The 13,321-nt window shown below is 45.6% G+C and carries 9 protein-coding genes; 2 read left to right on the top strand and 7 right to left on the bottom strand.

Annotation, left to right across the window (positions count from 1 at the left end; translation table 11 throughout):
• Nucleotides 1-16: 16 nt before the first annotated feature.
• A complete protein-coding gene (locus GGE08_RS04465; RefSeq protein WP_179383673.1) occupies nucleotides 17-1,387 on the bottom strand; it encodes a c-type cytochrome in 1,371 nt (456 codons plus the stop codon).
• Nucleotides 1,388-1,622: 235 nt separating this feature from the next.
• Here GGE08_RS04465 and GGE08_RS04460 point away from each other — a divergent pair, with 235 nt between their 5' ends.
• The gene (locus GGE08_RS04460; RefSeq protein WP_179383672.1) at nucleotides 1,623-2,000 is read left to right on the top strand and encodes an SPOR domain-containing protein; all 378 of its coding nucleotides are present in this window, start codon (nucleotides 1,623-1,625) and stop codon (nucleotides 1,998-2,000) included.
• Nucleotides 2,001-2,107: 107 nt separating this feature from the next.
• Here the strand turns inward: GGE08_RS04460 and GGE08_RS04455 are convergent, their stop codons facing one another.
• From GGE08_RS04455 to rimP, 6 genes are all read right to left on the bottom strand, one after another.
• Entirely contained in the window at nucleotides 2,108-2,524 is a 417-nt protein-coding gene (locus GGE08_RS04455; RefSeq protein ID WP_179383671.1) for a hypothetical protein, read from the bottom strand.
• A 15-nt stretch (nucleotides 2,525-2,539) separates the two neighbouring features.
• The gene (locus GGE08_RS04450; protein ID WP_179383670.1) at nucleotides 2,540-2,980 is read right to left on the bottom strand and encodes a hypothetical protein; all 441 of its coding nucleotides are present in this window, start codon (nucleotides 2,978-2,980) and stop codon (nucleotides 2,540-2,542) included.
• Nucleotides 2,981-2,990: 10 nt separating this feature from the next.
• Nucleotides 2,991-4,889: a hypothetical protein gene (locus GGE08_RS04445; RefSeq protein WP_179383669.1), complete on the bottom strand. Its 1,899-nt coding sequence runs from the start codon at nucleotides 4,887-4,889 to the stop codon at nucleotides 2,991-2,993.
• Nucleotides 4,890-5,146: 257 nt separating this feature from the next.
• Nucleotides 5,147-7,846 carry a translation initiation factor IF-2 gene (gene infB / locus GGE08_RS04440; RefSeq protein ID WP_179383668.1) on the bottom strand — a complete coding sequence of 900 codons (2,700 nt, stop codon included), beginning with the start codon at nucleotides 7,844-7,846 and terminating at the stop codon, nucleotides 5,147-5,149.
• A 42-nt stretch (nucleotides 7,847-7,888) separates the two neighbouring features.
• On the bottom strand, nucleotides 7,889-9,121 hold the full coding sequence (gene nusA / locus GGE08_RS04435; protein WP_127142276.1) for a transcription termination factor NusA: 1,233 nt from the start codon (nucleotides 9,119-9,121) through the stop codon (nucleotides 7,889-7,891).
• 12 nt (nucleotides 9,122-9,133) lie between these two features.
• Nucleotides 9,134-9,595 carry a ribosome assembly cofactor RimP gene (rimP, locus tag GGE08_RS04430; RefSeq protein ID WP_179383667.1) on the bottom strand — a complete coding sequence of 154 codons (462 nt, stop codon included), beginning with the start codon at nucleotides 9,593-9,595 and terminating at the stop codon, nucleotides 9,134-9,136.
• Nucleotides 9,596-9,896: 301 nt separating this feature from the next.
• Between rimP and GGE08_RS16040 the strand changes: the two genes are divergently transcribed.
• Nucleotides 9,897-13,319 (top strand): PA14 domain-containing protein, encoded by a 3,423-nt coding sequence (locus GGE08_RS16040; RefSeq protein WP_218847494.1) that lies wholly within the window; start codon nucleotides 9,897-9,899, stop codon nucleotides 13,317-13,319.
• Nucleotides 13,320-13,321: the final 2 nt, after the last annotated feature.

Here is a 13,321-nt window from a genome sequence, read left to right as displayed (position 1 = left end):
GATTATCTTCTTTTAATTAATAGTGACATTTTCCACATTCCAAACCACCCATCATAGCAGCGGTAAGTTCCTCCACACCATATTTTTTGGACAATTCTTCATGAATTGCTTCATAATACTCGTTACCCTCCACCTTAACATTGGTTTCACGGTGACAGTTGATACACCAACCCATGGTCAATGGCGCATGCTGGTACATGATCTCCATCTCCTCTACGGGACCGTGACATGTTTGACACTCAATACCTGCCACAGACACGTGCTGGGAGTGGTTAAAATATGCAAAGTCAGGCAAGTTGTGAATTCTCACCCATTCCACTGGTTGGGTCTCGCCAGTATAGCTTTGGTTTTCCTCATCCCATCCAACGGCCTTGTACAACTTTTTGATTTCACCAGTGTAGAACTCATTGGTGTAGCCATTGGCCAAATCTTCTGCAGATGGGCCTTCTGGGTTTCCAGTGTATTCGTAAATGGATTTGTGACAGTTCATACAAACATTAAGGGACGGTATTCCAGAATGCTTGGACACCCTAGCGGATGAGTGACAGTATTTACACTCAATTTTATTGTCACCTGCATGGATTTTGTGGGAATAGTGTATCGGCTGCACAGGGGCATAACCTTGATCTACACCTACCTGCATCATCCAACCGTATGCGAAATAAGCACTTACCAACAATAGGAAAACAACGCTGACCAAAACCAAAAACTGGTTTTGAACAAATGCCTTCCACAGCGGCAATCGCTTTTCTTTTTCCTTTTCAAGCACTACACCATTGGCTTCCGCAATTCTGCGCAGGGTCTTGTTCACCAAAATCAACATGACCACCAACAGACCGAAAACCAAGGCCAAGGCACCAAGAATCATCTCGTTGGAGATTCCTGAAGCGGAACCACCTGCCCCCTCACCTCCTGCAGGAGTTGCCGCAGCTGTTTGGGCAGGAGCCGGTGGCGGAGCGGCGGTATAGGCCAAAATATTGTCGATATCCTCATTGGACAAGGTAGGGAAAGCCGTCATTGCCGCTTGGTTGTACTCCGCGTAAATTTTGTTCGCGTAAGCATCGCCAGAAGCAATCATACCAGCACTGTTCTTGATCCAAGAATAGAGCCATTCCTTATCCAAACCTTCTTCCTCTGCCAATCGAGTCTCTACGTTGGCCAAAGCGGGACCGGTCATTTTCCTGTCCAAAGCGTGGCACGCAGCACAGTTCTGGTTAAAGAGCTGTTTCCCTTTAACGGGGTCCCCACCAGTAGCTTCAGCTGCTTGTTCGGTAGCTGGTTCGGCAGAAGCCTCAGCTTCTTCCTGTGCATAAAACGATGATGAAAATAATAGGAGCGATAAGCCTAAAACCTTAGAAAATAAGTGACGGTATAAAACCTTTTTCATATTCGTGAAATTTCTATCGAAATCTTTGGCATGATTGTTTCTATTGAGTTTGAGTGCAATAGCATTTTACCCTGCCAAGAATGAGCACAAAAGTAAGACATAAAGGTATTTTTTGAAATCTTAAGGTATTCATAACTCATAATTTATAAAGATTCTAAATAACTGAAGTTCGACTTGTTTAATCTTTAATCATCTACATTTGCAACAAGCATTCATCATCCAATACAAAAACCACATGAAAACTGCTGTATTTACTGTTATTTTACTAGGTCTGGCATCCCAGGTTTTGGCACAGGACGGACAAGTGACCATTCAACAAGACCCTAAAATAAACGAGCTGGTTAAGCTATACACCAAGGCGAACGCAAACACGGGATTTTACCAAATTCAAGTGGGTTTCGGCAATTATCAAAAGGCCCAGGACCTATTGAACCAAGTAGAGGTGGATTTCCCGGATTGGTACTCCAAAATAGAATTTGAATCACCTACCTACAGAGTAAGGCTGGGAAGATTTAAAACCAAACTGGAAGCAGAGCGAAAATACTTGGAGGTCCGAAAAAAATATCCGGATGCCATGCTCTTAAAACCCGAGGAGAGGGCAACCAAATCATAAAAATAAATCCCGCCAAAAGCGGGATTTATTTGACTAGAGTTATAATCGTTACAGCTTTTTCTTCACTGCTACTTCTTGGAAGGCTTCAATACAATTAAATTCTAAGGCTACTCAAAAGCCCCTTCTAAAAGTTGTGGGGTCAACACATATTCATAGGTTCGCGCAGCAATTTCTGTTAAGATGGAGTTCTCAGATATGGTAAATAGCCTATCATCTTCAACAAAGCAAAGTCCTTGTGAGGCAAGCGGGCTTCCAACACATTTATACCCCTTATTTGTCCCAGGTATACGAATTTCAAGTTCACCTGAACAAAGTCCTCCCATATATTCTGGATTAGCTATTGTCTCACATTGAAATGAACCGCCATTTGGAATCATTTCCACCCTTCCAAAATCACTGGTAACCTGTAAATCTATTCCAGTTTTGTTTTGTAAAATATAGGTAAACGTTTCTTCGGTTGTATCTTCGATTATACCACAGGAAACTATGGTTAATGCACCAAAGAGCATCACTATTTTCTTCATCTCATCTTTACTCCTTTACTCTGGCAACTCAAAAGCCCCTTCCAAAAGTTCTGGGGTCAATACATATTCATAAGTTCGCGGAGCAATCTCAGTGAAAATTGTTCCTTCAGATTCTAACCTGGTGAACAAACCTTGTCCACCTTCAAAGCATAAGCCTTCTACATTTGAAACGGTACCATGACAACGATAACCTTTGTTGATTTCAGGAAAAAAAAGGAACAAGTAATTCTCACAAATTCCACTGAAAATATTTGAAGGCTTATCATAACTACACATGAAAGACTGTCCATCTAAAAGCTCCTCTACCCTTTCTGGATAATCTCCCTTTATTATCACCCTACCGCCAGTTTCGTTCTTCACTATGAAGGTGTAAGTAAAGGTTTCCTCACTGGTATCTTCAATAATACCACAGGAAGAAATTATACATACAATTAAAAACACAATAGTTTTCCTCATATTTTTTTAATTATTTACAACTATTGAACATATATACCCCAAACAATTCATCTACATATTTTTCTGTGGGGTTATTGTGCTGACTTTTTATCCGTTCCTTCCAAGTGTGGGGGCCTCTAGAGCTGTTTAGGGAAGTTTGGATTTGTTTTAAAGAATAACCCCATACTCGATCTATTGGCCTGTTATTCGCAATCTTGACATTCTGATTATAATTATCTACCAAATCGATTACAATGGGAGTATACTCATAATTACTTCCATGACTAATTATTTGCAACTGTTTTTCAGAGTTATAAAGTTTTTTATTTGGGTCGCTGCTAAAACGATCTATACTTTTTGACCCAACATAGGTTGAACTTAAAATTTTATACCTGTCATTCGTCACAACAGTTTCTACACCAACAGCCCAACTTTCTGCCATGGTCTGTAAGGTACAACCTGCACCTCTTAGGTTTATAAAAAAAGATCTATCCATTCTGTAATGACTGGCATGGGTCATCTCATGGATTACCAATGCGTAAATTTCATCGCTGGCCATTATCCTTCCATTGTTCAATCTGCCCACCCGGATCTCGGAGTGTGGAATTAGACTAAACCGCCCACCCGGGTTGAGGTCTAGATGATTTCCTGCTTCACGGTTATATTTTGCGCTTATCCGCAACCAACTTTGGTTGGGATGGTGAAGTCCAAATTTACCCACGGCTCTATTGTAAAAATCAAAAGCTGCATTGTGCACCTGGGCATAAAACTTACCTCTACCATAAGAAAAATTCTGGTTCCATGGCTGTCGTTTATAGCTTCTGGTGCCCCTATGCCTTGCTTCCAAAAATATGGTTCCTGCCATAATCCTAAATTTTCTAGACGAATTATTGAAATATACGGCATATTTCACCCGTTTGGTACGGGTACTGCTGGTGCGGAACTGTCCTTGGCCATTGGTGTAGGCCCGCCGTATCACCACAAGCCCCCATTTGCGCACTTTTACCTCGGCCCCGGCCACGCCCACGGTACGGTTCACCACATCTTCCTGCACGGTGATTGTTCCACTGGGGTTCCATCGGCGGCGGCTGGCCAATTCCTCCTGCTCCAAAAGGGCGTCTATGGAGGTCAGGTCCAAGATCAAGTCCTTTTGCTCATAGCCCAGCGCGGCAGCCTCGGCAAAGGCGTAGGTAGTGCCCGAGCTATCGTTGGGCAGGTAAAACCGTAATACGGCCAGTTCGTCCGCATCCAAGTTATTGGTAAGCTTTAGGGCTTCCAGCTCCAAATACTCAAACACCTCTCCGTTCTCGTCCACGGTCAATAGGTCCTTGGTGGTTTTGTTCACGGGCTGCTTTACCGCTACCTCTCCCTCGGCCAGCTCCTCTTTAGTGGTTTCCGGGGCAAAATAATAATTGTCCAGCAGCTCCTTGTGGATGCTCTCTGGCACTGCATGGTCATAGGGCACTACAGCATAGAGATAGGAAAGGTCTCCCGGGTTTTCATCGCCCTCATAATCAGGGTCGTCGTAGTAATCCCCTTCTTCCTCCACCTTAAGGTGCAAGGGGATGTTGGATACCTGCAAAATGGTATCGTTGGTCAGTTGGTGGTACTCCGTGCTGTCTTTGGGCAAAAAGCGATAGTAAAAGTGTGAAGGGACAATTTCAATCTCTCCATCAGCCTTAAAAGTTTTGGACAGCTTGCTCTTTTTGGCACCATTCTTCAGGTTGAACAGCAAATTGTCCATGGCCGTTTGCATATTGGCCACGGTAAAGGGAATGTCGAGCGTGTCGCCCATCACAATTTTCTCGCTGTCGCTTTCAATCTGTTGATTGTTTACATCTGTTGACAATTCGGTGGTCTCCTTGTTACAGGATTGGAGCAATACTACAAGTAATGCCCCTAAAAACGGAAAGTGGTTTTTCATTCTCATAGGTCCGTCGATTTGGGAATTAATGGTTAAGACCCAAAAAGTACTTTCATTTTCTGAAAGAATTTTCAGTGAATTGACGGATGGCCCTTTTCAATTGACGGATGACCCGTTTGATCTGACGGATGCATTTTTTTGCCTAAAAAAAGACCTCTAATTTTTCAAAAATGTCCCACAATCGGTTTTGGAAAAAATGACAATCAAAAGGCATAAAAAAACCCACTCGATGAGCGGGTTCTTAAAACTGATAATTATGAACGTTACAGCTTTTTCTTCACTGCTACTTCTTGGAAAGCTTCTACAATATCACCCTCCCTTATATCATTATAATTTTTGATCTGTAATCCACAGTCATATCCTTTGGATACTTCCTTCACATCGTCCTTAAATCGTTTCAAGGATGCCAACTCTCCGGTGTAGATGACCACTCCATCACGAATCAAACGGATACGTGAGTTCCTGAAGATTTTACCACTGGTGACCATACAACCTGCAATGGTTCCAACCTTGGAAATCTTGAAGGTTTCCCTGATCTCTGCATTTCCAGTGATTTCTTCCTTCATTTCTGGGGACAACATTCCCTCCATCGCATCCTTCAAATCGTTGATGGCATCGTAGATGATGGAATACGTCCTGATATCGATTTCTTCCTTATCGGCGATAGATCGGGCATTGCCCATAGGCCTTACGTTAAACCCGATAATAATTGCATCGGAGGCACTGGCCAACAATACATCGGATTCGGTAATGGCTCCTACGCCTTTATGGATGATGTTTACTTGGATTTCGTCAGTTGACAATTTTTGGAATGAATCGGTCAACGCCTCCACAGAACCATCCACATCACCCTTGAGGATAATATTCAGCTCTTGGAAGTCGCCCAAAGCGATCCTACGTCCAATCTCGTCCAACGTAATGTGACGCTGTGTACGTACCGACTGCTCACGCTGCAACTGCGAACGTTTGGCTGCAATCTGTTTGGCTTCACGCTCATCTTCGAGTACATGGAACCTATCACCAGCTTGTGGCGCCCCATCCAATCCCAAGATTGAGATTGGGGTAGACGGTCCTGCACTCTGAACGCTTTTACCTCGTTCATCCTGCATGGCCTTTACCTTACCACTGCAAGTCCCTGCCAACACGTAATCTCCGATATTCAAGGTACCCGCCTGCACCAAAATGGTGGCAACATACCCTCTACCTTTGTCCAAGAAAGCTTCCACTACGGTTCCTGTGGCCAATCGTTTTGGGTTGGCTTGCAATTCCAACAATTCGGCCTCCAAAAGCACTTTTTCCAAAAGCTCCTTAACGCCCTGACCTGTTTTGGCAGAAATATCGTGTGACTGTACTTTACCGCCCCAGTCTTCTACCAACAAGTTCATCCCAGCAAGTCCTTCCTTGATTTTATCCGGGTTGGCCGTTGGCTTATCCACTTTGTTGATGGCAAATACAATGGGCACCCCAGCTGCCTGAGCGTGGCTGATGGCCTCTTTGGTCTGCGGCATAATATCATCGTCAGCAGCGATTACAATAATCGCAATATCGGTAACCTGTGCACCACGGGCCCTCATCGCAGTAAACGCTTCGTGACCGGGTGTATCCAAGAAAGTTATCTTTTGTCCGTCTTCCAACGAAACCCCATAAGCACCAATGTGCTGGGTAATTCCTCCACTTTCCCCGGCGATTACATTTTCCTGTCGGATATAATCCAAAAGAGACGTCTTACCATGGTCTACGTGCCCCATCACGGTAACGATAGGTGCACGAGGCTTCAAATCTTCCGGACTGTCTTGGACCTCTTCAATGGTCTCCTCTATTTCAGCCGTTACAAATTCAACTTCGTAACCAAACTCATCGGCAACTATGGAAAGGGTCTCCGCATCCAAGCGTTGGTTCATCGTCACCATAATGCCCAAGGACATACAAGCGGAGATGATCTGAGTTGTAGAAACGTTCATCATGGTGGCAAGTTCGTTCACGGTAACAAATTCGGTTACCTTAAGAATCTTGCTCTCCAATTCTTGTTGCTCAAGATCTTTTTCCGTTTGCTGACGGTGTTGATCTCGTTTTTCCCTACGGTATTTGGCACCACGGCCCTTACTGGATTTCCCTTGAAGTTTTTCAAGGGTTTCCCGTACTTGTTTTTGTACTTCTTCTTCGGTAGGCTCCACTTTTGGTGCAGAAGAACGTTGTCCTTTCCTTCCTGCAGGGCCTCTGGTATTTCGCCCACCACCAGCTTGTGGACCGTTTTTAACTATCCGTTTTCTACGCTTTTTGCGCTCACCACTATCGGAAGCCCCTCCTTTTCCTGAGGTTTTTTCCTCTGCCTTCTTCTTTTTGGGCTTATTGAATTGGGATAGGTCAATCTTATCCCCTGTGATTTTGGGCCCAGAAAGTTTTTGGTAATTCGTTTTTATGGTGTCTGATGGAGCCTCTTCCGCACTTTCGGCAGTCTCTTCAGCCTTGGGTTCTTCCGCCTTGGCCGCTGGCTTTTCTTCCTTCACCTCTTTCGCCGGAGTTTCCTCCACCGTCTTTTCGGGCTCCGCTTTTGGAGCTTCTTCCTTAAGCGCTTCTGCTTTGGGCTTTTCTGGCTTTTTGTCCAGGTCGATTTTGCCTACGGTCTTTGGTCCGGAAAGCTCTGCTTTGGCCTTAACCACTTGCTGTTCGGCCTCCTTTTTCTCCTTGGCCAACCTTCGCTCTTCCTGCTCTTTCTCCATTCGGATTCGGATAGCCTCCTTTTCCTTGCGCTTTTCCTCGCCCACTTCCTTGGAAGCGACCTTTTTGCTCTTATCTGTTTGAAACTCATCCAACAGAACCTGATACACCTCATTGGATATCTTGGTGGTAGGCCTAGCCTCTACCTCATGCCCTTCCGAAGCCAGGTAGTCGACCGCCCTATCCAGTGAAATGTTCAATTCTCTGAGAACTTTATTAAGTCGTATTGTTGGATTATCTGCCATAAATTAATTTACTTGCCCTAAATTTTCGCTGCTAATATAAGCCTAATCTTCAAATTCTTCCTTGAGGATGCGAACCACCTCTTGGATTGTTTCTTCTTCTAGATCGGTACGCTGTACCAAATCGTTTACATCTTGTTCCAAAACGCTGCGCGCGGTATCCAATCCAATCTTCTTGAATTCTTCGATCACCCAGCTTTCGATCTCGTCCGAGAACTCGGTCAACTCCACATCTTCCTCAACACCTTCACGGAACACATCTATTTCGTAACCAGTCAATTGACCAGCCAATCTTATATTATGACCTCCCCTACCGATAGCCTTGGAAACTTCCTCTGGCTTAAGGTACACTTGGGCGGTTTTTTTCTCATCGTTCAATTTAACGGAGGACACACGCGCCGGACTCAAGGCCCTTGTTACCATCAATTGCGGGTTGTTGGTCCAGTTGATCACATCGATGTTCTCATTGCCCAATTCGCGGACAATTCCATGAATCCGTGATCCCTTCATACCTACACAGGCACCAACGGGGTCGATTCTGTCATCGTAGGAGTCCACGGCCACTTTGGCCTTTTCTCCTGGGATACGAACCGCTTTTTTAATGGTAATCAATCCATCAAAAACCTCTGGGATTTCTTGGAAAAACAATTGTTCCAAGAATTTGGGGGAAGTTCTCGACATAATGATGGCCGGTTTGTTCCCTTTGAGCTCTACGCTCTCAATGATCCCACGGACGTTGTCTCCCTTGCGGAAAAAGTCCGATGGTATTTGTTTTTCTTTTGGAAGGATGATTTCGTTTCCTTCATCATCCAACAAAATTACGGCACGGTGACGGATATGATGTACCTCAGCCGTATATATTTCACCTTCCAAATCCTTGAATTGCTTGTAGATGGTGGTATTATCGTGCTCATGGATCTTGGAAATCAGGTTTTGGCGCAATGCCAAAATGGCCCTTCTCCCCAAATCGATAAGTTTCACCTCTTCTGATACATCTTCGCCCACTTCAAAATCGGGCTCTATCTTACGCGCTTCGGACAACGAAATCTCCTCGTTCGGATCTTCCACTTCACCATCTTCAACAACCACACGGTTTCTCCAAATCTCCAAATCCCCTTTGTCCGGGTTGATGATGATATCAAAATTGTCGTCAGAACCAAACTTCTTTTTGAGCGCACTTCGGAACACTTCTTCCAAAATCGCCATAAGGGTAACCCTGTCAATAAACTTATCGTCCTTAAATTCCGAAAAGGATTCGATGAGCGCTAGGTTTTCCATTTTCTACTACAATTAAAATTTTAATTTAACTTTTGCCTGTTGAATATCAGAAAATGCGATTTCCTGCTTTTTCTGTACCGTAACTTTTCCTTTACCCACGGGTTTCGGCTCACGTGCCTTCCACTCCAGGATAATGCTATTTTCCGAGGCTTCCACCAATGTTCCCTCCAGCTCCCCGGAGGTGGTTCTCACCTGTAACTTTCTTCCAATATTTTTGTTGTACTGACGCGGCAACGATAAAGGCGATGTAGCTCCTGCCGAGGTCACTTCCAAGGAGAAATCCTCCTCTTCACGGTCCAAATTGTGCTCAATGGCACGGCTTACATCCATACAGTCCTGCAAACTGACACCCTCATCGCCATCCAAAACCACCTTGATGCCGTTGTCCGCACCTATGGTGAGGTTGACCAAGAACAAGGACGGGTTTTCCTGCAACGCCTTGTTCAGCAACAATTCCACTTTATCCTTCAACATAAATGAGAAATAAGTAATAAAAGAGGGGACTCAAGGTCCCCTCATGAATACTTTTATATCCGTTCAGTTTTGCAAATATACAACAAATAATATCGCCCGTGCAACCCATTCCAAAACAAAAATAAGGCCGACCCCACTATTTTTCAGTGTATTACCATTTGCATGCTTCGTGATTCATCTCTTGGCCAAATCTAGGCAACCAATACATTTAAATGTTTAACACCCGATTTGGGACAGTTCACAACAAATATTTTCCATCGAATCGTTGAAACGTAAATTTATACCTTAATTAATGGAGTACATGGCCTCAACCTCTTTCTTCACTAACAAGAAGAATCATTATCCCATAAGATGGATGCTCATTTTTGCGCTCTTTCTTTTAGGAACCACATTATCTTTTGCACAGACCACGCTTTGGAGTGAAAACTTCAACAGCTATTCCAACGGTACCCAAAACGGAGCAGCCACTGGGGCATCCGGCAGCACTTGGAGCACAAATCGCGGCAACAGGCTATCCACCAGAAACAATGCCCTGAGAGGTCGGAACTTAGATGCAGAAGGTATCTGGCAGACCAGCACCATCAACATTTCTGGATACGACGTCATCAGCTTCAGTATGGATACCTGGGTGGACGATGAGGACGAGATGGACAATGGTAACGATTATTTGATTGGGGAATACCGCGTTGACGGAGGCTCATGGCAGCAATTTGTGAACGCTTCGGGTTCAGATTCCGATCCTTTGGCACCATCCTACTCCTTTATCATACCTATCACAGGAAACTCCGATTTGGAAGTGAGGGTACGGATGGACAATGACAATAACGACGAACAATTCTTTATTGACAATGTTCTCGTGGAAGGCACTTCTGGAATATGCAACGGTGAAGTTGACTTCGAGTTTTACGATAGCACTCCTTCTGGCAACACAGTAGATAATATTCCAACCTCAGGTTTCTTGGGCTCGGGCACCTATACCAGTTTTGATGTGGACGCCCTTCAAAACCAAGAAGACCCTGGCGACAACAACACTTTTAGTATTCGGTACAGCGGCTTTATCCAAATAGATACACCCGGAACTTATACGTTTTTCACCACTTCGGACGATGGCTCCAAACTCTTTATCAACGGAACAGAAGTGGTGGACAATGATGGACTTCATGGATCACAGGAACGGTCGGGCACTATTTCCTTAACCGCAGGACTGCACGATATTACCGTCCTATTTTTTGAAAATAGCGGTGGCGAGACGCTTACCGTACAGTACCAAGGACCATCCATTTCCAAGCAAAACATCCCATTTTCCAAACTGTATTCCACTTGTAGTATTGGCAGTGCGGACCTCGATGGCGATGGTGTGGATGATGTTACGGATGTGGATGATGACAACGATGGCATCTTGGATATTGACGAATGTGGAGGCGCCAGCGGAAATTTTGTGCAAAACGCCACCAATCTGCAATTCTTTACCAATCCGTCCAATGCTGAAGGTAACCCTGGCACTTCCTTTGCCGCCAATGCGGTTTCGACCTACCAAGGACAATCCGAAATACTCTTACAATTTGCACAACCTGTTCCGGTCGGAACTTCCGTAAGCGTTTTTCTTGGGGCGGACCCGGCAGTGTCCAGCACCGATATGCAAATACAACGCTCTTCGGCAGGTGGAGGAAATAACGGCTGGCTGGCCGGTGCCAATGGCACTACCCCAGGCTCCATTCGTGAAGTCACCTTTACCGTTAACGGAACTAGCTTACAATATATAAAGGTAATTGCTTGGCAGGTCGGTGCTCGGGTCTATGGCGCCAGTTATGGCGGTTCGGTGGATTGCACCACAGTGGATACCGATGGCGATGGAATCCCTAACTACCAAGACTTGGACAGTGACGGTGATGGGATTCCCGATAATTTGGAAGCCCAAACATCTTTGGCGTATACAGCTCCTTCGGGCAGTGACTCCAATGGCAATGGTCTCGATAACGCCTACGAGGGAAGCGGACTTTCCCCAGTTGATACAGATGGGGACGGCACACCCGACTTTATGGACACCGACAGTGATAATGATGGTACACCAGACACTACCGAAGCAACCTTAACTTTAGCCGGTTCCGATAGTGACGGTGATGGACTAGATAATGCGACAGATGCCACCACAGGATACGATGATCCAGGAGGTACCATTGATAACCCTTTGAACACCAATGGAGGCTCAATATTGCTGCCAGATTCCGATGGGGATGTTGCCTCAGGGGGCGATTTGGACTTTAGGGACGATACCTTTGATGACAACGAACCACCATCCATCACCGCTACTGGAAATCAAACCTTTTGCCCAGGCGACACCATTCCTGTGGTTGAAAGTGTGGAAATCACTGACCCGGACAGCAGCACCTTGGATGCGGTATATGTTCAAGTGACCTCGAACTACGATGTTTCGGGGGATGTCCTTAGCCTAACGGGTACCCATCCGAACATTTCAGCCACTTGGGACACCTCCGAAGGAAGGCTTTTGCTCAACGGACCCGCAACCTTGGCCGAATTTGAGGCGGCCATCAGTGCAGTGGTGTTTGAAACGACAGCAACCGTAACCGCTGGTGAAACAAGAACTTTCTCCATAGTGATGAACGAAGCCAATTATCTGGAATCTACAGGTCATTATTATGAGTACATACCCTCCGAGGGCATTACTTGGACTGCCGCCAGGGATGCAGCAGCATTACGCACGTTTTATGGACTTCAGGGCTATTTGGCGACCATTTCCGTTCAAGACGAATCAGACCTTTTGGGATCGCAAGCACCAGGGGCAGGATGGATTGGAGCCAGTGACGCTGCCCTCGAAGGCGATTGGTATTGGGTAACAGGCCCTGAAGCAGGCACATTATTCTGGAGAGGCGGCGCAGGCGGAACTGCGTTTGGTTATGAATTCTGGAACTCTGGAGAGCCCAACAACTCAGGAAATGAGGATTATGCACATATAACAGCACCGGGTGTGGGACTTCCTGGATCCTGGAACGACCTTTCCAATACCGGTGCCAACAGCGGAGTGTATCAACCTAAAGGTTACTTAGTGGAATATGGAGGAATGCCCGGAGATCCGCCTTACCCGGACCTTGCCGCCACCACGACCATTACCGTAGAATCTGTTGCCCCTACAGCCAGCGCCCCAGCACCTGTAACGGTACATTGTACGGATGACATTCCAATTGCAGACATTAGTTTAATTACCGATGAAACCGACAATTGCGACCCAAATCCAACGGTTACCTTCGTAAGTGACGTTAGTGACGGCGGAAGCAACCCAGAGACCATCACGAGAACATATCGCATTACCGACGCAGCGGGCAACTCCCTCGATGTGGAACAAACCATTACAGTTGCTCCTTTCACAATCGATACCCAACCCACCAACCAGACCGTGGTCATTGGAAACAATGGTAGCTTCAACGTATCCGCAAGCAATGTGGACACCTATCAATGGGAAGTGAGCACGGACGGCGGAAGCAACTTTTCACCTATCATTGATGGGTCCGAATACTCGGGCACCCAAACGGCCACACTAACGGTACTATCACCCGACAGCAATAAAGATGGATACCTGTTTAGGGTACTTGTTTCCAACAGTAGTGGGAGTTGTACTCCGTTGACCTCCGACGAGGCCACATTGACCATGAAAGCGGGCAGAGTGCTCACTAACAGGGGCGTTACCTATCGGGTAAACAAGAACTAGGA

Origin of the sequence: Allomuricauda sp. ARW1Y1, assembly GCF_013407935.1 — a bacterium.
In the GTDB taxonomy this organism is placed as follows: Bacteria; Bacteroidota; Bacteroidia; order Flavobacteriales; family Flavobacteriaceae; genus Flagellimonas.
The sequence above is the reverse complement of the archived record's forward strand: the minus strand, read 5'-3'. Positions and strand labels throughout refer to the sequence as shown.